The 22,972-nt window shown below is 36.3% G+C and carries 19 protein-coding genes and 1 riboswitch; of the genes, 10 read left to right on the forward strand and 9 right to left on the reverse strand.

The window, feature by feature from the left end; genetic code table 11:
• Positions 1-416 precede the first annotated feature (416 nt).
• A complete protein-coding gene (ahpC, locus tag DN392_RS25535) occupies positions 417-980 on the forward strand; it encodes an alkyl hydroperoxide reductase subunit C (RefSeq protein WP_000924420.1) in 564 nt (187 codons plus the stop codon).
• Positions 981-994: 14 nt separating this feature from the next.
• The gene (ahpF, locus tag DN392_RS25540; protein ID WP_000599513.1) at positions 995-2,521 is read left to right on the forward strand and encodes an alkyl hydroperoxide reductase subunit F; all 1,527 of its coding nucleotides are present in this window, start codon (positions 995-997) and stop codon (positions 2,519-2,521) included.
• Between the two features lie 136 nt (positions 2,522-2,657).
• On the opposite strand, the gene DN392_RS25545 is transcribed toward ahpF, so the two are convergent.
• Positions 2,658-3,266: an SAM-dependent methyltransferase gene (locus DN392_RS25545; protein WP_061672140.1), complete on the reverse strand. Its 609-nt coding sequence runs from the start codon at positions 3,264-3,266 to the stop codon at positions 2,658-2,660.
• A 151-nt stretch (positions 3,267-3,417) separates the two neighbouring features.
• On the reverse strand, positions 3,418-4,533 hold the full coding sequence (locus DN392_RS25550) for a M20 peptidase aminoacylase family protein (protein WP_061672139.1): 1,116 nt from the start codon (positions 4,531-4,533) through the stop codon (positions 3,418-3,420).
• 278 nt (positions 4,534-4,811) lie between these two features.
• Between DN392_RS25550 and nhaC the strand changes: the two genes are divergently transcribed.
• The gene (gene nhaC, locus DN392_RS25555) at positions 4,812-6,233 is read left to right on the forward strand and encodes a Na+/H+ antiporter NhaC (RefSeq protein ID WP_046953732.1); all 1,422 of its coding nucleotides are present in this window, start codon (positions 4,812-4,814) and stop codon (positions 6,231-6,233) included.
• Here nhaC and DN392_RS25560 read toward each other — a convergent pair.
• Positions 6,222-7,493, reverse strand: coding sequence for a hypothetical protein (locus DN392_RS25560; protein WP_064449112.1), 1,272 nt, complete (start codon positions 7,491-7,493; stop codon positions 6,222-6,224). The genes nhaC and DN392_RS25560 overlap by 12 nt on opposite strands.
• Positions 7,494-7,585: 92 nt before the next feature.
• On the opposite strand from DN392_RS25560, the gene DN392_RS25565 reads away from it, so the two are divergent.
• Both DN392_RS25565 and DN392_RS25570 read left to right on the forward strand, forming a co-directional pair.
• The gene (locus DN392_RS25565; protein WP_064449113.1) at positions 7,586-8,695 is read left to right on the forward strand and encodes a mandelate racemase/muconate lactonizing enzyme family protein; all 1,110 of its coding nucleotides are present in this window, start codon (positions 7,586-7,588) and stop codon (positions 8,693-8,695) included.
• A 14-nt stretch (positions 8,696-8,709) separates the two neighbouring features.
• The gene (locus DN392_RS25570; protein ID WP_064449114.1) at positions 8,710-9,405 is read left to right on the forward strand and encodes a hypothetical protein; all 696 of its coding nucleotides are present in this window, start codon (positions 8,710-8,712) and stop codon (positions 9,403-9,405) included.
• A gap of 213 nt (positions 9,406-9,618) precedes the next feature.
• On the opposite strand, the gene DN392_RS25575 is transcribed toward DN392_RS25570, so the two are convergent.
• Positions 9,619-10,326: a M48 family metallopeptidase gene (locus DN392_RS25575; RefSeq protein WP_064056279.1), complete on the reverse strand. Its 708-nt coding sequence runs from the start codon at positions 10,324-10,326 to the stop codon at positions 9,619-9,621.
• Positions 10,327-10,421: 95 nt separating this feature from the next.
• Positions 10,422-10,940, reverse strand: coding sequence for a YehS family protein (locus DN392_RS25580; RefSeq protein WP_064056280.1), 519 nt, complete (start codon positions 10,938-10,940; stop codon positions 10,422-10,424).
• Between the two features lie 230 nt (positions 10,941-11,170).
• Here DN392_RS25580 and DN392_RS25590 point away from each other — a divergent pair, with 230 nt between their 5' ends.
• Complete coding sequence (locus DN392_RS25590) at positions 11,171-12,082, forward strand: endonuclease NucS domain-containing protein (RefSeq protein ID WP_064056281.1); 912 nt, start codon at positions 11,171-11,173, stop codon at positions 12,080-12,082.
• 179 nt (positions 12,083-12,261) lie between these two features.
• On the opposite strand, the gene DN392_RS25595 is transcribed toward DN392_RS25590, so the two are convergent.
• The 3 genes from DN392_RS25595 to rlmD all read right to left on the reverse strand — a co-directional run bounded on the left by DN392_RS25595 (position 12,262) and on the right by rlmD (position 16,986).
• Positions 12,262-14,280, reverse strand: a complete 2,019-nt coding sequence (locus DN392_RS25595; protein WP_071743085.1) for a GAF domain-containing sensor histidine kinase — start codon at positions 14,278-14,280, stop codon at positions 12,262-12,264.
• A 179-nt stretch (positions 14,281-14,459) separates the two neighbouring features.
• Positions 14,460-15,449: a tRNA dihydrouridine synthase gene (locus tag DN392_RS25600; RefSeq protein ID WP_064056283.1), complete on the reverse strand. Its 990-nt coding sequence runs from the start codon at positions 15,447-15,449 to the stop codon at positions 14,460-14,462.
• A 160-nt stretch (positions 15,450-15,609) separates the two neighbouring features.
• On the reverse strand, positions 15,610-16,986 hold the full coding sequence (rlmD, locus tag DN392_RS25605) for a 23S rRNA (uracil(1939)-C(5))-methyltransferase RlmD (RefSeq protein ID WP_000023589.1): 1,377 nt from the start codon (positions 16,984-16,986) through the stop codon (positions 15,610-15,612).
• A 121-nt stretch (positions 16,987-17,107) separates the two neighbouring features.
• Positions 17,108-17,209, forward strand: a riboswitch (purine riboswitch).
• A 202-nt stretch (positions 17,210-17,411) separates the two neighbouring features.
• Here rlmD and DN392_RS25610 point away from each other — a divergent pair.
• The 4 genes from DN392_RS25610 to DN392_RS25625 all read left to right on the forward strand — a co-directional run bounded on the left by DN392_RS25610 (position 17,412) and on the right by DN392_RS25625 (position 22,577).
• The gene (locus tag DN392_RS25610) at positions 17,412-18,608 is read left to right on the forward strand and encodes a NupC/NupG family nucleoside CNT transporter (protein ID WP_001200508.1); all 1,197 of its coding nucleotides are present in this window, start codon (positions 17,412-17,414) and stop codon (positions 18,606-18,608) included.
• Between the two features lie 280 nt (positions 18,609-18,888).
• Entirely contained in the window at positions 18,889-19,992 is a 1,104-nt protein-coding gene (locus DN392_RS25615; protein ID WP_000760994.1) for a polysaccharide deacetylase family protein, read from the forward strand.
• A gap of 156 nt (positions 19,993-20,148) precedes the next feature.
• The gene (locus DN392_RS25620; protein ID WP_001233726.1) at positions 20,149-21,231 is read left to right on the forward strand and encodes a polysaccharide deacetylase family protein; all 1,083 of its coding nucleotides are present in this window, start codon (positions 20,149-20,151) and stop codon (positions 21,229-21,231) included.
• Positions 21,232-21,347: 116 nt separating this feature from the next.
• Complete coding sequence (locus tag DN392_RS25625) at positions 21,348-22,577, forward strand: aminopeptidase (RefSeq protein WP_061672132.1); 1,230 nt, start codon at positions 21,348-21,350, stop codon at positions 22,575-22,577.
• 41 nt (positions 22,578-22,618) lie between these two features.
• Here the strand turns inward: DN392_RS25625 and DN392_RS25630 are convergent, their stop codons facing one another.
• The gene (locus tag DN392_RS25630) at positions 22,619-22,942 is read right to left on the reverse strand and encodes a DMT family transporter (RefSeq protein WP_000263259.1); all 324 of its coding nucleotides are present in this window, start codon (positions 22,940-22,942) and stop codon (positions 22,619-22,621) included.
• Positions 22,943-22,972: the final 30 nt, after the last annotated feature.

The following is a 22,972-nucleotide window of genomic DNA, read 5'->3' on the forward strand; positions in this document are numbered from 1 at the left end:
AATTATATATTTGAGATGACAAAAAATGTTCAAAAAGATTCTAATTCATTTTATTTTATTTATCGCACAATTCTTTGTAAAATAGAAATAAGCAATCCTTTTCAAATCCACAACTTCTAAGAAATATTCCCTTCCTAACAATTTATACTTACACCATGTCTCTAACATACGCACTACTCTTTTACATACTCGTTGAAAATCGATTACATGAAAACTACCTTTTAATTCTCTAACAACCTTAATTGAGAATAAATATTAATTAAATTGATATAAAGTTGGTTTATTCTCTTGACAAAATAACCACTTCTATATGATAATTAATATCGAATTAGAATTATTATAGTTAATTAAAAAATATATTTTATGAGCACACTATTTTTTGATGCTCAAAACCAACATTTAGGAGGAATTTTAATATGTTATTAATCGGCACAGAAGTAAAACCGTTTAAAGCTAATGCTTACCATAATGGAGAATTTATCCAAGTTACTGACGAAAGTTTAAAAGGAAAATGGAGTGTAGTTTGTTTCTACCCAGCTGACTTCACATTCGTTTGCCCAACTGAACTTGAAGACTTACAAAACCAATATGCAACTCTTAAAGACTTAGGCGTTGAAGTATACTCTGTATCTACAGACACTCACTTCACTCACAAAGCATGGCATGATAGCTCAGAAACTATCGGCAAAATCGAGTACATCATGATTGGTGACCCAACTCGCACAATCACTACAAACTTCAACGTTTTAATGGAAGAAGAAGGTCTTGCTGCTCGTGGTACATTCATCATCGATCCAGACGGCGTTATCCAATCTATGGAAATCAATGCTGACGGTATCGGCCGTGACGCAAGCATTCTTGTTAACAAAATTAAAGCAGCTCAATACGTACGTAACAACCCAGGTGAAGTTTGCCCAGCTAAATGGCAAGAGGGTTCTGCAACACTTAAACCAAGCCTTGACCTTGTAGGCAAAATCTAAGGAGTTCGATCAAAATGATACTAGATGCAGATATAAAAACACAACTATCCCAATACCTTCAGTTAATGGAGAACGATATTTTACTTAAAGTAAGCGCTGGAGACGATAACGTATCTAAAGATATGTTATCTCTAGTAGACGAATTAGCTACTATGTCATCTAAGATTACAGTAGAAAAAGTTGAATTAGAGAGAACACCAAGCTTTAGCGTAAATCGCCCTGGTGAAGACACTGGTGTCGTATTCGCTGGTATTCCATTAGGACACGAATTTACTTCATTAGTGTTAGCTTTACTACAAGTAAGTGGACGCGCTCCAAAAGTTGAACAAAAATTAATCGATCAAATTAAAAACATTCAAGGCGAATATCATTTTGAATCTTATATCAGCCTAAGTTGTCATAACTGTCCTGATGTTGTACAAGCTCTTAACGTAATGAGCGTTCTAAACTCTGGTATTACACATACTATGATTGATGGCGCTGCATTCAAAGAGGAAGTAGAAAGCAAAGACATCATGGCAGTACCAACAGTTTTCCTAAACGGCGAATCTTTCGGAAGCGGTCGTATGACACTTGAAGAAATTTTAGCTAAAATGGGTAACGGTCCAGATGCATCAGAGCTTTCTGATAAAGATCCATACGATGTTCTTGTTGTTGGTGGCGGCCCTGCTGGTGCAAGTGCAGCGATTTATGCAGCACGTAAAGGTATCCGCACTGGTATCGTTGCTGAGCGCTTCGGCGGTCAAGTAATGGATACTATGGGTATTGAGAACTTCATCAGCGTAAAACGCACTGAAGGTCCTAAGCTAGTAGCAAGTCTTGAAGAGCACGTAAAAGAATACGACATCGATGTAATGAATCTACAACGTGCGAAACGTTTAGAGAAAAAAGAACTTATTGAAGTGGAACTTGAAAACGGCGCTATTCTGAAAAGTAAGAGCGTAATCGTTTCAACAGGTGCTCGCTGGCGTAACGTTGGCGTACCAGGTGAAGCTGAGTTCAAAAATAAAGGTGTAGCATACTGCCCACACTGTGACGGTCCATTATTCATCGGAAAAGACGTAGCAGTTATCGGCGGAGGTAACTCTGGTATTGAAGCAGCTATCGACTTAGCTGGTATCGTTAAGCACGTAACTGTTCTTGAATTCATGCCAGAATTAAAAGCTGATGCTGTATTACAAGAGCGTCTTAACAGCTTACCAAACGTAACTGTTCTGAAAAACGTTCAAACGAAAGAAATCACTGGTACTGATAAAGTAAACGGTATTTCTTACATCGATCGTGAAACTGAAGAAGTTCATCACGTTGAATTACAAGGTGTATTCGTACAAATCGGTCTTGTGCCAAACACAGACTGGTTAGGCGAAACAGTTGAACGCGCTCGCGGTGAAATCGTAACAGACAAGCACGGCGCTACAAACGTACCAGGAGTGTTTGCTGCAGGTGACTGTACAAATAATCCGTACAAACAAATCATCATCTCTATGGGTTCAGGTGCAAACGCAGCTTTAGGTGCATTTGATTACTTAATCCGTAACTAATTATATAGACGTGAGTAAAAGACGCGCTCCCAATTGGGAGCGCGTCTTTTTTTATTACATTATATGGTCGTCAAATTCCTTCCAGCATATTAAAGATATCGTCTGATAATATTGCTACTCCCCAAGCACCCATACATTAACACTCCAATCTATACACTAAAAACCTCTCATTCCCATTCTTCTCATAAACACCTGGCAATCTAACTTCCCTCTTCAATTCAAACGCAGTCTGATTTTCTAAGAAGAAAATATAGTCCTCAGAAGGATAATATAAAATAATATCCACTTCTCTCTCTGTTTCCTCTACCGAAAGCAAAATGTTATTGACTACGTTCATAAACACTTGTACAGAAAATGGATTAAAGAAATAAAACCGATTATCACGTGGATCAATCTCATATTCTTGCGCTAAACAACATTCAAACCCAATTTTATCTTTACTGTTTCTTACCTTTCGTGCATAACGCTCAAGATTATCCATTGCTTCTTTATAAAACTCTTCATTCATTTCAATTCCAACCGCTGAAGCATCACACTTATGATGCATGTAAAAGTTTAATCGTCCTTTTCCGCATCCGAAATCTACAACTCGGTCACTACGTTTTATCTCATATTGATTCAGTAACTCATCTAATCCGCTATATGGGGTCGGTTCATAACGGTGATAGTGCATAGACTTGTTAAACCCTTTTTGTTCACCTACTGTTTTTATATTTAAAACTGCATCATAATATTGTTCGTTCATTTTTTTCTCCTATTAAGAAATGGTACTTCTTATTATACACCATGTACTGGAGAAGGATTTTTCATCAAATTAATAGGTACGTGAAATTATATAAACGATTTTTTCAATATATCGACTTAACAACAAATTCCTACAAAAAAACAGGAGCTATCTAGCCCCTGTCCTCTAATACCTTTAATACAGTTTGCTTCAATATTTCTACTCCATCCATAATACAACTATGATCAAACTTCATATACGGATGGTGTAATCCAGGTTGTAGGTTTGCACCTAGTCCAAGCATGACAGCTTTTAAATGTGGTCTCTTCACTGTGTAGTAATGAAAATCATCGCTTCCTGTCGTATACAGCGGTCCAGTGCACCCCTCTTCCCCGTATACTTCAAGAATGCCTTTTCGCATAAAGCGCTCAGCTTCTTCTGACACTTCAGCTCCTGGTGCAAGATCAATCCACTCATAACATACTTTAGATCCCATTGATTCCGCTGATAGAATTACTCGCTCTATTTTTTGCTTCAATTCATTTAGTAATATATTATTTTCTGCTCTGACATCTAAGCTAAAATGCCCGTTACCTGGAATGATATTTAAATTATCTCCACCAGCTTGGCACCTTGTCATCTTCACTGAATATGAACTTTGCGGTGGTAGCCATATATTTTTCAAACCGATATTGATCATAGAAATGACGTCAATTGCATTTACCCCTTGATGTGGGCGTGCCCCATGTGCATCATCTCCATGAATCGTTCCTTCTAAAAATCCTGCTGCTCCGTGACGAATAGACGGGGCAGCTTGTTTCAAAGGCAGTTCTTCAATCGGTCTTAAATGAACACCAAATAAGAAATCAGCATCATCCACAGCACCCTTCTCTACCATCTTTAAAGAACCATTTCCTTTTTCCTCTGCCGGCTGAAAAATAAATCTAACCGTTCCACTATCCCATCTCATATTTTTCAATTGTAAAATAAGCCCCATCACAATTGTCATATGAGCATCGTGACCACATGAATGATTCGCTTTAAACTCTCCGTCCACTTCTTGCCAAAGTGCATCCATATCGGCACGAATTGCAATAACTGGATTTCCGCTTCCAATTTCAGCAATCACGCCTGGGCAATCATCAAATATTTTATATGAAATTCCTTCTTCTTTTAAAAAGTTAGTAATATACGCTGTCGTTTCATACTCTTTCCAACTCACTTCAGGGTTTTCATGTAAATGCTGAAAAATTTCAGTTAACCGCTCTTGTAATTCTAATGTTTTCAAAGCTACATTCTCCTTCCCAAATTTCAAAACCATTCAGGTTAATTATACTTATGAAAAACAGATGTTTTTATGAACATATTGAATTTTAAGAAAAAAGTCAATTGTTTATTTTTAAATACGATCGACAACTTATTTCTATTCACTTTATAACGATAGAACATTCCTTATTTTCTGTTTTTTTCATTGACGCTCATATCAATTTTTAGTTATTATAATTTAATAACGTCTATTTTGCGACAATTCTAAAAATACAAACATACATAATGAGGAGGCAATTTATGAAAAAAGAAATACCTTTTGGCGTAGCAATAATCCCTATTATCATTACAGTTGCAGTTATGATGGTTACAATTGTTGTATTAAAACAAAGCCCTCACGTCCCACTTATTATCGGTACAACCGTTGCTTCTATCGTTGCTTGGCGTTACGGTTACAAATGGAACGACATTGAAGAAGCAATGTATAAAGGAATTCGCCTCGCATTACCCGCTATCGTTATCATTATTCTAGTAGGTTTAACGATTGGTGCTTGGATTGGCGGCGGAATCGTCGCAACAATGATTTATTACGGTTTAAATCTTTTAACTCCATCACTATTTTTAGTTTCAATTACAATTATTTGTTCTATTGTTGCATTAGCTATCGGTAGCTCTTGGTCTACAATGGGAACAATTGGGGTTGCAGGAATGGGAATTGGCCTAAGTATGGGAATCCCAGCTCCAATGGTTGCCGGTGCTATCATTTCCGGTTCTTATTTCGGCGATAAAATGTCACCGCTTTCAGACACGACAAACTTAGCTGCAGGATTAACAAATACAGATCTATTCACACATATTCGTCATATGTTATTTACTACAATTCCAGGTTTAATTATTACTCTTATCGTTTATGCGTTCTTAGGAAGAAGCTTCGGCGCTAACGATATTGATGCAAAAGGTATCGATCAAACGTTACAAGTATTGCAACAAAACTTTGTTATCTCACCTTTCCTATTAATCATACCTGTAGTTGTTATGGTATTGGTCGCTAAAAAGGTTCCTGCGATCCCGGCTATTCTCGTAGGTATTATTTTAGGATTTTTATCACAAGTCTTTATTCAAGGTGGTTCTGTCTCCGCATCTGTCGGTGCACTCCAAAATGGGTTTGTCATAGACACTGGTAACAAGCTAGTAGACGAACTCTTTAACCGCGGTGGCTTAAATTCGATGATGAATACAGTTTCTATGACAATTGTCGCTATGACTTTTGGAGGAGTATTAGAACATACTGGCATTCTTCGCTCAATTGTAAATCAAATTTTAAAATTAGCGACATCAGCAAAAGGACTTATCGCTTCTACTATCGCATCTTGCTTTGCAACAAACCTTACTTGCTCTGAACAATATATTTCGATTGTTGTTCCTTCAAGAATGTACGCAAATGCATACACAGAAAAAGGACTACATTCTAAAAATTTATCCAGAGCATTAGAAGATGGCGGAACATTAACTTCTGTTTTCGTACCTTGGAATACATGTGGTGTATTTATACTCGCAACACTTGGAGTTGGCGCATTCGAATATGCTCCTTATGCTATATTGAATTTCATCGTACCTATTATTTCAATCATTTACGGCATAACTGGTCTCACAATTACGAAACTATCAGACATTGAAAAAGCGGAACTACTAAAAAAACAAAAGGCACAACTAGAAGCTTAAAGATACCGGTAAATTCATTTCATATATTGCGCGGGGGCGCCCTTGTTGATAGGGCATTTCCTCGCCGCAAATATGAGCATACCCATAATCAACTAGTTTCTTTAATAACCTTTCTGTCGATCGCCGAGTCACTTGTAAGTATTCAGAAAGATCCGCTGCTGTAAACTTCAATGACGGATGTGATTGACTAAATTGAATAATTTTTGATAAGTTTGCTGGACTCAGTTTCGTTTCCTTCGCTATTTTCATGAGTTCCGGGTTGTCATTCTTCAAACTTTGTACTCTCTGTTCTTTCGGGAACGGACCAAATAGTTCTTTATCACTTGTTAGTATATAAAAACAGTGGTCTATTGGATTATTCTTCGCAAAACTTTGAGCGATTTTAGCATTTTGCTCTGCTTCCTTCACAGTTTTTCCGTAACCAAATCCAATAGCTATCGTTCCTTCTATACTCGCAAATAAATTATTTATCATATTTGTTTTTATAATCGATTCAATATCACCACGAGTCGTATACAAAATGAACGTCATTTCATCAACTTTTTTAAATGAACCACGTAGTTCTTTTGAAATGACATCTAATTGCTCAAGCATACCTTCTCGTAATTCTAAAGAAGAAATCATACAAGCACCAACAGTAGCTGAATGGCTTTTTGCTAACTCAGCTTTTATTTTCGCATCTTTTAACCCATGTATAATGGATTGCTTCGGATCTATCATACGCTCTGAAGGAATACCTATTTTTTGAAGTTCATCATAGACAGCGTGAATGCTAGTTAAAGCTAAATGAGCATCTCCAGATTGATATTTAGCTACATGAAAATCAATAACTCTATTTATTTCATCTTTACTCCACAGCATGTTTTCATAATCTAACACTTGTGGACTTTCTTTTATACCGATATCATGGAACACATTTGTAATGAATGAGCGGTCTACTAAATCAATTGAAATGTTATGTGGTTGAATACCTTGATGATACATGACAGAAAGAATGGAAGATGCGACAGTTGTCTCGTCTTGCTGTAAGTACGTACTTGGAATTCGTAATTGTTCTCTTATTTCTTTTGCCATATAATAAGGTAAAGCACCTGAGAAAAAGATGAAATCACAAGGCTTTAAACGCTTCAAAAGTTCAGAAGATTCCGCCGGATGGAGGTAAATGTATGGATCAATCTCTATTTCTTCTAGTTTATGAGCAATAGGTAAAAGATTCTCCATAAACTCCTTTGAACCGACAACTGCAATTTTTATCATCATTTCTCTAACTCCTTATTATTAATTAACGACTATTTAACGTCAACTATATCAAATGTACAAAACTATTGTAAACAGAAAGGGGTCTCTACCCAATGAAAATTACAGCTATTCATCTTTATGCAATTCGTTTACCGCTTCGTGATCCGTTTGTTATTAGTTATGGTTCTTATTCTGATATGCCTTCTATTATCGTCAAAATGGAAACAGATGAAGGCATTATCGGTTACGGTGAGGGCGTTGCTGATGATCACGTTACAGGCGAATCATGGGAAAGTACTTTCCATACTTTAAAACATACACTTGCACCTGCTCTCATCGGACAAAATCCAATGAATATCGAGAAAATACACGATATGATGGACAATACAATTTACGGTGTGCCTACTGCGAAGGCCGCGATTGATATTGCTTGTTTTGATATAATGGGCAAAAAATTAAATCAACCTGTATATCAATTAATTGGCGGGCGCTACCATGAAGACTTCCCTGTCACTCACGTCTTAAGTATTGCTAATCCAGAGGACATGGCAGAAGAAGCTGCCTCTATGATTCAGAAAGGTTACCAATCTTTCAAAATGAAAGTCGGTACAAATGTAAAAGAAGATGTAAAACGTATTGAAGCTGTACGTGAACGTGTAGGAAGTGATATCGCGATTCGTGTTGATGTAAACCAAGGGTGGCAAAATAGTGCAAACACATTAACGGCCCTTCGTTCATTAGATCATTTAAACATCGACTGGATTGAACAGCCTGTTGTCGCAGACGATATTGACGCAATGGCTCACATTCGCTCTAAAACAGACCTTCCGCTTATGATTGATGAAGGATTAAAAGGTTCTCGTGAAATGCGCCAAATCATTAAATTAGACGCGGCTGATAAAGTAAACATAAAACTAATGAAATGCGGCGGCATATATCCAGCTGTAAAACTTGCTCATCAAGCAGAAATGGCCGGCATTGAATGCCAAGTTGGATCCATGGTCGAATCATCCGTTGCCTCTTCCGCAGGATTCCATGTCGCTTTCTCAAAAAAAATCATTACGAGCGTTGAACTTACAGGTCCATTAAAGTTCACGAAAGACATCGGAAACTTACATTACGACGTACCATTTATTCGCTTAAACGAAAAGCCAGGACTCGGCATTGAAATAAATGAAGATACATTACAAGAACTAACCGTCTTTCAAGACGTTGTACGCTAAAGGAGGACTATCATATGACGGTTCTATACGAAGGAACATTAAAACAAAATAACGAATCATTTCATGTTACATTACTATCACTAGAGCACATCGAACAAATTTTATCACTACAAAACATCGTAGTGGAAGCACTAGAAGATAAAAATCGTTTACAACCACTCTCACAAGAAGAATTTCAATACATTCTAGAAGGAAACGGCATGATGATCGGTGCTTTTATCGAAAACGAACTCATCGCATTTCGCGCTCTACTCGTCCCCCCTATCGATGATGAACATTTAGGGCTTGATATTGGCATAGCAGAAAGCGAACTACATCGCGTCATCTATCAAGAAATTTCAAATGTTCACCCGAACAGCCGCAGAAATGGGATGCAAAAAATATTAGCGACAGTCATCATGGACGAATTACAAAAAGAAGATAGCAAATACGATTACGTTTGCTGCACCGTTGCTCCTTTTAACATTCCAAGTTTAAAGGATAAATTTGCGCAAGGAATGGAGATTGCTGCATTGAAGAAGAAATATGGCGGGAGTATGCGCTATGTTTTTGTGAAGGAATTGCGTGGGGACAAGGAAAGAAATTGGACGGATGTTAAGAGTGTTCCGATGAGTGACGCTGTTGGACAGCAGGCGTTGCTTTCGGAAGGGTATCGTGGGTATGAGATGGTAAAAATAGACGATACTTTTATTGTGAAGTTTGGACGATAATCTATAAGTAAAAAGGAAGGGGTATCCCTTCCTTTTTACTTTCTCTTCACCAAACGATTCTATGGTAACTGAAATTATATCAACGATTTTTCGAGTATATCTATCATTACTCACAATATATCAACGATTTTTCAAATATATCTATCGTAACTTACAATATATCAACGATTCGACGATAAATTTCGATTTACCGATAAAAATCGATATTCCTTACTAAACCGTCATCTTCCAGCTAGATAACGCTAACCAATTCTCCATTTCCTTATAATCGGGCATTATCTTCCCGACAAGACGCCAAAAAGAGCGATCATGATTTAAATGAACCATATGGCACATTTCATGAACAACTACATAATCAATTACTTGCTGTGGTGCCATCGCTAACTTCCAATTAAATGTTAGCTGTAAATTTGAATCACAAGTTCCCCACGTTCGACTACTATCTGTAATACGAATAGAACGCGGTTTTGTTTTGAAGTTACTTTGATGCACTTTAATACTCTTCTCTACTAATGACTTACACTGCTTATAGTAAAATCGTTTTAAAGCCTGCTGGACTTTCTCATCCTTAAGCTCTTTCACATAAATATGTAGCTTATCCTCTTCAAACACTGCATTGTCTTGCGTAATACTTGCATCTTGGGAAATCTGTATCGGATACGTATTCCCTAAATACAGAAAATCCTCTCCTTGATCATAATCCTTTTCCTGTGGTCCAAGCGCTCGCTCTTGCATTTCCTTACATGTTTTCTGAATCCAATCCCACTTCTCCTCCAGCAACTGGACTAAGTATTCAACAGGTGTCCCTTTCGGAGCCTGCACTTCCACATTTCCGTACGAATCTACAAAAAGACGCACCGACTTTTTCTTTTTATAAGTTATATGAAAATTAATTGTCTCACCTAAATATGTATGTACCATTTCATCACCTAGCATATTATTTTTACAAATAAAAAAGAGTAGGATACAAACGCCCTACTCTACCTATTATATCATTTGCTGCTTTAACAAACTCATTACCCTCTATACTTTACACCTAATCCCTTAATGAAATTCCTTGCGTATCTATCGCCGCACTCTTTGTAATTTTTATGGCCTTTCTTTCTTAATAGGGCTCCTAATTCTCCCTTTGTTACTATAACGCCTACGCTATCTAATATATCAAGTACATCCTCACTCGTTAAAGATAGTGCAATTTTCATTTTCTTTAGAAGAAGATTATTCGCACTCTCTTTGCTTTGTACAGGTGCCGGTTGTCCTGGTTTCGGATCTTGCTTCCCTCTTTTTAAAGTAATAAATCCATTGAAAAATGCCTCTAACATCATCATATCGCATGTTTTTACGTACTCATCTTCGATTACATCATCATTTTCAGCTTCATGCTGAGGTGCTCTCTTTATTTTTGTAAGCATATCAACTACGTCTTCTTTCGTTACTTCCATTCCGCCAAGTTTAAAGATTTCCACCATATCTATATCTTTTATATCTAAAGCGTATCTTACTCTTTTTAATATATCGTTGTTGCTCATTGCCATTGTTTTGCCTCCTGAAATGTTGATTATAGTAATGCTTTTAGCATGTGTAAATTAATGTCGTTAAGTTACTACTTTAACATTTTAGGTGGAGGTTTTGTAGTCTTAGGTGGATTAATGCTTATGGGGATGATTTTCAAACAGCAACATATGTTGTTTAGGTACTTTAAATTATCCATTTTAACCCAATTAATTTATAATGATAACAGAATTAATATGGGAGGGAATCAATATTGAATTATCTAATTGGTTATAAAGATGCTGAACGAAACTTCGGACATGAGGACCCAATGCTAAGAGAATATACATATGGAGAGTCAGGATCTAATACCGAAAAGCTCCTAAAAGTACAAAAGGGAGATTTTCTATTCTTTCATAAAACAATACATAACAAGCGCTATATAACCGCATATTATATGGTCGAAGAGGTCGCGCTTATAAAAGATATCAAACAGAATCGGCTAATAATGAATAAATATGATAATCCTCACCTAAAGAAAGAGATAAAGCAACTGACACCAAGCGAATGTATTGCGTTTGGAAATCCTATTCAATCTAAGGTCCTTCAAGTTCCTTTGGAAATTACACCTGAATTACTGAGTAAATTATCAAGGCCTGCAAATCTTAATCCTAGTCAAACCTTGTTAAGTGCAATTTCTTCTGCTCTTCGCACTTGGAAAGAATTGAATCCATCTGATATCAATTTATTGTTAGAGTTAATTGAACAAAATGAGTCTAAAGGTAGACTCACTAATAGAATTTTAACCGCTGAAGAAGTATTTCAAATTTTAGAAAGAGATATCGAAAAATTCATCATTTCTAACCCTGCAATACTTGGTGCAAACTATATAATTGAAAAATCACAGCATGTCTTCTCAGATGAATCACGTTTAGATTTGTTACTAAGAGATACTTCTAATAACGAATTTATTGTAGTAGAAATTAAGAAAGGGCCTATTGATCGAAATGCTTTAAATCAAATTAAACATTATATCAAACTATGTAAAAAAGAGTTAAAATTACATACTGTAAAAGGTATTTTAGTTGGTAATGGGATAGCTCCTTCCTTTGAAGATGATATTAATAAAGCAAAAAAGGATGAGATAATCGTGCGAAATTATGGTTGGGGGTTTACGATTAATTAACACACTTGAAAATGGACTACCCTGATATAGGTTAGTCCATTTCTTGTTATGCACCTCTAATTTAGTGGGCAACTCAAACATGAATGTTACGCAAAATTCAGGTGAAATATATTGATTATGTTTACTTAGGTTTTACTTTTTATTTGTGGTACGGTTCACCGTAACTAATCTAAATAAAGTTATTGTTTATTATTTTTATAATTAAATTTAACAAAAAAGGTAGTGCCTTCCGATCCTGTTTGAATTTCAATTTTTGCATTATGACGGGCAGCAATGGCATAACATATGCCTAACCCCAATCCAGTTCCATTATCTTTGGTCGTGTAAAATGGAGTACCCAGTTTCTCTAATACTTCAGGCCTGATACCTTTTCCTTGATCCCGCACTGCAAGCACCACACAATTTTGACCTTCTTTGTAGGTGCTAATGGTTAGAGCTTTCTCTGTGCCCATCGCTTCTAAGCCATTACGATATAGGTTTATTAATAATTGCCGTATCTCATTACGATTTAAAAGTAATTCCGGAATGTCATTTGTATCGACTTGAATATATTTATTTTGATTATACGTATCAATCTTTATTAAAGGAATAATATCGCGGATAATTGAATTTAAATCTAACATCTGCAAATCTGATTTCTTTGTATTACCCATTGAGAGAAATTCAGTAATAATAGAATTGGCACGGTCAAGTTCTTCAATCATTAAATTAAAATGCTTATTATGTTTCTCATAGGTGGGCTCTTCTTTTAATAACTGCAAAAATCCTCGTACTGTTGTCATTGGATTTCTAATCTCATGGCTGATGCCTGCTGCCATTTGCCCTATTAAATCTAGGTTCGATAACCTTTTCAATTCCTGCTCATATTGCTTTTTTTCCGTTATGTTTTTAAAAATACAACAAATACCATCATCATACGGGTATGCAATAACTTCGTGCCAATATTCATCAGAGGTAGAAAAAAATTCGAAACAAACTGTAGTTCGCTCTGACATTGCACGATGAAGTTCCTTATACATAACTTCGTCAACGCTACTTGGGAAAATACCCCATATATTCTTGCCTAATACATCTTTTGCTGTTTTTCTTTGTGGAAAATATTGATGCTTATTTACGTACGTAAATGCCCATGTATTATTCAAAGTAAAAAATCCATCCGTAATACTTTCAATCACACTTGTAACTTTTTCATTAGCAACAGCCAGTTCTCTCGTTCGCTCTTCCACCATGCTTTCAAGTCGATCCATATATAACAAGTTGGAAAATGTAGGCGCTGTGGCATCAACGATAGATTTTGCCAGTTGCATTTGGGAATTATCATAATTGTGAGCTTTTCCCTCTTTGCCAACGACGATTACCCCTAATACTTCTCCCATTGAAACCAATGGAATCATCAGTAGACCCTTACAATCTATTTTTTTTGTTTGAATAACCTCTTGGATCTTGGCTTCATAGCTTTTCTCCATCCAATCCGCTTCTGTCCAATCACAGTCCTTGCTTAACTTCGTTGTTTTAATCGTGGTTTTGTCTAGCGGGTCTAAAAGGTGGGCAGCCATGTTTTTACTCTCTAAAATCTGTCCTAAGTAAAGAAAACATTTATCAAAACTCTCCTGTATCGAGGAACACATTGATAAATCACGGGTAACATTTAGTAACAGCTGCTTCTCGGCAATAAGGTTTTCCTTTTGAGTTAAATTATTTGCGTTTTGAATTGCGACCGCGGCCATATTTACATAAGCTTCAACACTTTGAATTTCTGAATTTGTTAAGTTCATTGGAACTCCATAATCAAATAAAAAAACCAGACCAAATAACTCTTGCCCAAATGAGATAGGTAGAGCTAATAAGGACTTAATTTTGAACGCAGCAACTGGTCTCGAATCCGGCCGATCATCCTTTGATGTATCAGGGATATAAATGGTTTTTTTTGTTTCAATAACTTCTTTTGCTAGTAAGTCTATTTCAGGATCGATTACCTGAGTATCGAGCGTTACGCCATTTATTGTCTCTGGTTTTCCTGCAAACCCTCTAAATGTTCCATCTTCCTGGGGTAAATAAATTCCAACAGCGTTGCACTTAACAATCTCCTCTGATATAGCCATTGTTACACGCTGCAATACTTCACGTAGTTCTAATTTTGTATTTATGATTTTTGTTATATTCGCGAGCCTAGAATATCTCGCCTGATCACTTAACATTCACATGGCCTCCAATTATAGGCATAATAAAATAAACATGATACTATCATTGAAAATCAAGACCAACCATTTTCGATTTTCTCCTGTATTCTTTTCTTACCCTTGTTCGACATAGAATACCGCCCTTACTTATAATACGGTTCACCTTAATTAAAATGAAACAGTGTAACTTTCAAAAGTTACACTGTTTCACTATCCCCATCTTTATTAACACTCGCCTCAAACTTATCAAGTAATGCACGCACTTCATCTGTCGACTTCGTGCTCATCAATTGATTTCTCAATTCAGCAGCTCCAGGGAAGCCTTTTACATAAATTTTGAAGAAACGGTGAAGCCCTGTGATGGAGCGTGGTAGTACTTCTGCATATTGATCTTGAAGATCGAGTTGTAGTCTTAAAAGATCAAGGTGTTCTTTACTGCTATGCTCTCTTGGCTCTTTTTCAAAAGCAAATGGATTTTTAAAGATGCCTCGTCCAATCATTACGCCATCAATACCGTATTTTTCAGCAAGTTCCAGCCCCATTTTACGATCAAGGATGTCTCCATTGATTGTTATTAGCGTATTTGGTGCAATGCGGTCACGTAATTTTTTTATTTCCGGAATTAGTTCCCAGTGCGCATCTACTTGGCTCATTTCTTCTCTTGTACGTAAGTGAATAGAAAGGTTTGCAATATCTTGTTTGAAAATGTGCGTTAACCAATCTTCCCACTCGCTTAACTCTTTAAAGCCAAGTCGTGTTTTTACGCTGACAGGTAGTCCGCCCGCTTTTGCTGCTTGGATAAGTTCTGCCGCAACGTCTGGACGTAGAATAAGGCCACTCCCTTTTCCTCTTGATGCAACGTTCGGTACAGGGCATCCCATATTAATATCGATACCTTTAAATCCTAGCTCTGCCATACCAATACTCATTTGGCGGAAGTATTCAGGGTTATCTCCCCAAATATGTGCCACGATCGGTTGTTCATCTTCTGTGAAAATTAAACGGCCACGTACACTTTTCATACCTTCTGGATGACAATAGCTATCCGAGTTTGTGAACTCTGTGAAGAATACGTCTGGGCTACCAGCTTCACTTACTACGTGACGAAAAACAACGTCTGTCACATCTTCCATTGGTGCAAGTACGAAAAATGGTCGTGGTAAATCACGCCAAAAATTATCTATCATTTCAAATTCAAATCCTCTCACTATGAATACAATTTCAAACTCTCAATTTATAATTTGTGAAAATCAGCAATATTTATTTTAACTAAAATCGCTTATAAATGGTATTTTTGTAAACCAAAAAGCAGATGGTATAGATTTTCCTATATCAACTGCTTTTCTATTATACCAACTTAAGCCAAGCTACACACTCCACATGAGTCGTATGCGGGAACATATCAACAGGTTGTACTTCCTGCGTTTTATATCCGCCTTCTTCTAGTACTTTTAAGTCACGCGCTAATGTTGCTGGGTTACATGATACGTATACGACGCGTTTTGGTTTCATGTCGATGATTGTGTTTAGTAGTGCATCATCACAACCTTTACGCGGTGGATCTACGACCATTGTGTCGGCGATTATGCCTTCTTTGTACCATTTTGGAATAACTACTTCTGCTTCTCCTACGCCAAACTCAGCGTTTGTCATGTTGTTTAGTGCTGCGTTTCGGTTTGCGTCTTCGATTGCTTCTGGGACGATTTCAACGCCGTACACTTTTTTCGCTTTTTGCGCTAGGAATAAGGAAATTGATCCAATTCCGCAATAGGCATCAATTACTGTTTCGTTGCCATCTAGTTTTGCATATTCTAACGTTTTATCATATAGCACTTTCGTTTGCTCTGGGTTTACTTGATAGAATGAACGTGCTGAAATTGCAAATTTAATGTCACCGATAAAGTCATAAATGTATTCTGATCCGTACAGTACTGTCGTCGTGTCTCCGAAGATTACGTTTGTACGTTTCGTGTTTACGTTTTGAACAATCGATTTTACTTCTGGGAATTTCGCAGCAATTTCTTCAATGATTGCTTTTTTGTTTGGTAATTCTGCTGTACGAGTAATGAAGACAAGCATAATTTCCCCTGTTACTTGTCCGTAACGAGCCATTACGTGGCGAAGTGTTCCTTTGTTACGCTCTTCGTTGTATGCCGAAATACCGTGTTTTTCACAAATACGCTTTACTTCCTGGATTAATGCATCGTTTTCTTCTGCCTGAATTAAACATGATTCCATATTAATAATGTCATGTGTTCCTTGGCGATAGAAACCAGCGACAAGTCCACCTTCACGTTCTCCAATTGGTACTTGTGCTTTGTTACGGTATACCCATGGGTTCTTCATACCAAGTACAGGGTGCACAGGAACATCGCTTAATCCGCCAATGCGCTGCATAACGTCACGTACTTGTTTTTCTTTCGCTTGTAATTGTCCTTCATATGTTAAGTGCTGAAGCTGACAACCGCCGCACTGATTGTACACTGGGCATTCTGCATCTTTACGATATGGGCTCTCTGTATGAAGCTTCATTAAACGACCGAATGCGAAGTTTTTCTTCACTTTAATAATTTTAATTTGTGCTTCTTCACCTGGTAATCCGTTTTTAACGAAAATAGGATAGCCCTTTACTTTCGCAACACCGGCACCATCATGTGTTAAATCTTCAAATACTACATCTATAAACTCGTTTTTTTCAACTGGTGGCGTCATTTTTATACTCATTTTCCGACCTCTCTTTTTCATAACACTGCGTTACATTTTATCATACTTATATGGTCTATTTCTATCGGAAGAAAAAAAGCTATTGACGATAGTTCTCTGTTAATGTTACGCTACTACTAATTTAATACGGACGATGTTACCTCATATATATTCGATAATATGGATCGAGAGTTTCTACCCGGCAACCTTAAATTGCTGGACTATGGGGAAAACTAATGAATATTAGCCTATGTGCAAAAAAGGACTCATATTGATTAGCTTTCTCTCATAGATGAAAGTGAATCCATATGGGTCTTTTTTTATTTTTATTTTTCTAAAAGGTCAGACATCTTACGTATGACATAAAACCTCTTTGTTTTATTTTTAGTAATATAACGAGCGTTTTATGTACAAACTTTATACGAACTTCTGAAAGGGGCAACTACATGCAATATGTAATGAGCATTATCGGTATTCTTGTCGTTTTAGGTTTATGTTTTGCTTTGTCAAACAACAAAAGTAAAATCAACTTCCGTGCAATTGCTATTATGATTGGTTTTCAAATTTTAATCGGTTGGTTTATGTTTGGCACAAAGATTGGTCAACAAGTCATTATTTTCATTGGTAAAGTTTTCAACAAACTAATTAAACTTGGTACGACAGGTGTCGATTTTCTCTTTAATGGAATTCAAAGAGATTTTGTCTTTTTCTTAAATGTATTATTAATTATCGTATTTTTCTCAGCACTACTTTCTATCTTTAGTTATTTAGGTGTTTTACCATTCATCGTTCGCGTTGTCGGCGGTGCCATTTCAAAAATTACCGGTTTACCACGCGTCGAGTCATTCCACGCAGTAAACTCTGTATTCTTCGGTTCAAGTGAAGCGTTAATCGTTATTAAAAATGATTTACAACATTTTAACAAAAACCGTATGTTTATCATTTGTTGTTCTGCAATGAGTTCCGTTTCTGCTTCTGTTACAGCATCATACGTAATGATGTTAGATGCGAAATATGTACTAGCAGCTCTTCCATTAAACTTATTCTCAAGCTTAATCGTTTGTTCGCTATTAACACCAGTTGATACGAAGAAAGAAGATGAAGTGATTCAAAAATTTGATAGAACTTTATTCGGAGACAGCTTTATCGGCGCAATGATTAACGGTGCGCTTGATGGTTTAAAAGTAGCTGGTATCGTTGCTGCATTAATGATCGCCTTCATCGGTGTGATGGAAGTTGTAAACTACGTAATTAGCGCAGCTTCAGGTGCAATGGGATATGCTGTTACGTTACAACAAATCTTCGGTTATATACTTGCTCCATTCGCATTCTTAATGGGTATTCCAACTCAAGATATTATCCCAGCTGGTGGTATTATGGGTACGAAGATTGTATTAAACGAATTTGTAGCAATTCTTGATTTAAAAGATGTTGCATCAACATTATCTCCACGTACAGTTGGAATCGTTACAGTATTCTTAATTAGCTTCGCAAGTATTAGCCAAATTGGTGCGATTGTCGGTACAATCCGTGCCCTTTCTGAAAAACAAGGAAGCATCGTTTCTAAATTCGGCTGGAAAATGTTATTTGCATCAACACTTGCTTCTATTTTATCTGCAACAATCGCTGGATTGTTTATATAATAAAAAACTCCACCTTACTTCTCCTTTTTCAAAAGGAAATTTAAGTGGAGTTTTTTTACTTTCTTCTATATGTATTTTTATGTAAACTCCACCAGAAAAATATAAAGTGTTTTTCCGAATTATTCCAAAAATGTATTCCCCTCTATATTCTATAGTGATATGATGTACAAGGGTATAATTCAAATTTTTAAAATCGAAAATTTGAGTTAGTGTCACTTATACGAATGATAATTTCAAGACATAAGTGATGATAATTAAAACACAATAGAAGGATGATAGAATGAAAAAATATACATATATCGCTTTACTTTCTTCTGCTATTCTCGTAGGTTGTAACACTAGTAGCACTAGTGATAAACAAATAAAAGAAGCAACGGCGAAACAAACAGTTGAACAAAAAAAAGCGAAAGCGGTTGAACTGCCTTTAACACAAGGGATTATTACATGGGATCCTTATGAATATAACGCACAAAACACCACGCTTTATACCAAAGATTTAAGAGATTCATTCACACAAGTACGTTACAATATTTGGCGTACTGCTGATGGTCCTGAAAGCAAACAAACTTTTACTTCACAAGAAAAAGATCGTGACTTTGCCCTCCCACTACATTTAAAATCATTTCATTTAAAACGTGGCGAATTTCAAATTGAAACAGTAGGAATCAAAGAAGATCATACTGAAACAGATCTAGTAACATCTAAAATTACATTCCAGCAACATGTACCCGTATTAATGTACCATGCGATTGAAAAATACCCTGGACCAAGTGATGGGGATTACGGCTTATACGTACCACCTGAGCAATTCGAAAAGCATATGCAATATTTGAAAGATAACGGTTATACGATGCTTACGTTTGAACGTTGGAATGATATAAATCGTGTAAATAAACCTATTTTTGTAACGATGGATGATGGTCGAAAAAATAATATGAATGCTCTTCATATTTTACAAAAATTAAAGGATGATAGATTCCAACCTACGGCTACTGAATTTCTTACTGCAAATGAGATAGACAAACCAAATCGTCTATCAACAGATGAGATAAAACAAATGATGGATTCAGGCATTTTTTCTATTCAATCGCATACTGCTAATCATACGATGATGGCTCATTCAAGTAATTATGATGAGGAATTACGTAGTTCGAAAGAAAAAATCGAAGCCCTTACTGGTAAAAAAGTCATTGCTCTCGCCTATCCAGTAGGTTCTTATAATGATCCAGCTGTTGAAGAAACAAAAAAACATTATGAATTCGCAGTAACTACTGATCATGGTAATCACATTACAAAAGGGATGCCAAACGAACAGTACTTAATTAAACGCCATTTTGTAGGACCTAATACATCTATGGAAAAATTCATATCTCTTATAAAGTAAACTTTACTAAAAGACGAAAGAATATTTCTATCGAAAGGCACTAACCTATCTCATAATTAAAAATGATATGATGAACAAGGGTATGTCCCCACCTCTCTTACAGCGGTGGGGATTTTAAATACGTATGCAACATAATACACAATAGAAGGTGATTTTATGAGAAAATACGCAGCAATCGCTTTATGTACGTCTGCCATTCTAGCAGGTTGTAATACTAGCAATGTAAGTCAAGATCCTAAAAAAGAGAAAAAGGTTCAAGAGACTAAGAAACAAGAAGTGACCGTACAAGAACAAGGTAAAATTTCTTATCTTCCTATTACACACGAATCTACAAACACTACTATTCATATGGCAGATATAAAAGATACTTTAGCTGAAGTACAATATAAAATTTGGCGAACTGCTGATGGAAAGGAAACTGCTAAATCTTTGTCTTCTAAAGAAAAGGAAAAGCAATTTTCACTTCCTTTTGACATAAAAGAATTTGAAGGAAAACGCGGTGAGTTTCAAATTGAAGCAATAGGAAGGAAAGAAGATGGGAAAAACATTCCACTCACAAAATCTACTATTACTTTCCAGCAAAAGGTTCCCGTTCTTATGTACCATGCAATCGATGATTATCATGGACAAGGCATTAAAGATTTATTCGTATCACCTGCTAATTTTGAAGCCCAAATGAAATATTTAAAGGACAACGGCTATACATTACTAACTTTTGAACGTTGGGGCGATATTAATAAAGTAAATAAACCTATCTTCGTTACATTTGATGACGGTATGAAAAATAATATGAATGCATTTCATATTTTGCAAAAGCTAAAAGACGATACGTTTAAACCAACAGCAACAGAATATATGATTGTTAATAATGCCGATGCTGACGGATCTCTTTCTACATCCGACATAAAAGAAATGGTTGATTCGGGTATTTTCTCCATGCAATCTCATACTGCAACACATGCAGACTTACCGAAGATTACAAACTATGAAGAAGAATTAAAGGAATCGAAAGAAAAGCTAGAAAAAATAACAGGTAAGCCTGTTATCGCAGTTGCTTATCCATTCGGTCATGTAGATGATAAAGTCGTTGCAGAAACGAAGAAGTATTATCAATTTGCGACGACAACAAAGCCCGGAAAGTTCATTACGAAAGGTGAACCCGATGAGCTGTTAAAAATGAAGCGTGTTCGCATACACAATACGACGACAGTAGAACAATTTGCTTCTTCGATTAAATAACGATCAGAGCTCAATATATTTTGAGCTCTCTTTTTACGCTATATTTATATATATTTTTTGAATTTTCTTGTATTATATATAGTAAGAAATCTTTCAAATTAAAGGAGATTATACATATGTCATTTGAACAAACGTTAGAGAAATATGCTGCTCTTGCAGTCAATGTTGGTGTTAATATTCAACCAGGACAAACATTATCAATTAGTGCACCTCTTGAAGCTGTACAATTTGTACGCCTCGTTACAGAGAAAGCATATAAATCTGGTGCAAAACACGTATATGTTGATTGGAATGATGAAACGTTAACACGCTTAAAGTTCGATCTAGCTCCTGAAGAAGCATTCTCTGAATTCCCTTCTTGGAAAGCACACGCTCGTGAAGAATTAGCAAAAGAAGGCGCTGCATTTATGTCTATTTATGCAGAAAATCCTGATTTATTAAAAGGTGTAGAATCAACGCGTATTGCAGCTGCTCATAAAGTAGCCGGTGAAGCAATGAAAGTATATCGTGATTACGTACAAGCTGATAAAGTAAGCTGGTGTGTCATTTCTGTTCCTACGAAAGAATGGGCTGCGAAAGTATTCCCTGACGTTGCACCAGAAGAACAAGAAGCAAAACTATGGGATGCTATCTTTAAAGCGACTCGCGCTGATTTAGAAAATCCTGTAGAAGCATGGAAAGAACACGATGAAACGTTACATACAAAAGTTGATTACTTAAACGAAAAACATTATAAAGCTCTTCACTATACGGGTCCTGGAACAGATTTAACAATCGAACTTCCAGAAAAGCATGTATGGGCTGGTGCTGGTAGCTTAAATGAAAAGAACGTACCATTTATGGCGAACATTCCAACTGAAGAAGTATTTACAATGCCACTTAAAACAGGTGTAAACGGCCAAGTATCTAGTACAAAACCGTTAGCATTTGCAGGTAACATTATCGATAACTTCACGTTAACATTTGAAAACGGACGTATCGTAGATTATAAAGCTGAAACTGGTGAAGAGGCTTTAAAACATTTAGTAGAAACAGATGAAGGTTCTCACTTCTTAGGAGAAGTGGCTTTAGTACCTCATGACTCACCAATTTCAAACACAAATATTTTATTCTACAATACGCTATTTGACGAAAACGCATCTTGCCACCTTGCAATCGGAAGTGCTTATGCATTCAACTTAGTTGGCGGAAAAACAATGTCTAAAGAAGAACTTGCTGAAAACGGAGCAAATACTAGTATTACACACAACGACTTCATGATCGGATCAGCTGAGCTTGATATCGATGGTATTACAGATGACGGAAGACATGAACCAATCTTCCGTAAAGGTAACTGGGCATTTTAATAAAAAACAAAAGGCTATCTCCCGCACCGGAAGATAGCCTTTTATGATGCCGATGAAACCTTAAGTCCAATTACTCCTAAAACAATAAAGAGAATACAAAATGCTTGGAATAAGTTAATGTGCTCTTTAAAAAAATACACGCTAATGATTGTAATAAGTAATGTTCCTACACCAGACCAAATGGCATAAGCGATACTTAAATGAATTTTTTTGACAACGATAGCAAATACGCTGAAACAAATTCCATAAAATACGAAAATCAGTACACTTGGAACGAGCTTTGTTAAACCGTTTGATAATTTCATTGCAATTGTTCCAGCTACTTCAAAAATAATTGTTACGAGTAATAATAGCCAATATACCATACTAGAATCTCCTTCTCTGTTACCTTATAG

It is taken from the genome of Bacillus sp. BB51/4, assembly GCF_008368845.1.
In the GTDB taxonomy this organism is placed as follows: domain Bacteria; phylum Bacillota; class Bacilli; order Bacillales; family Bacillaceae_G; genus Bacillus_A; species Bacillus_A wiedmannii.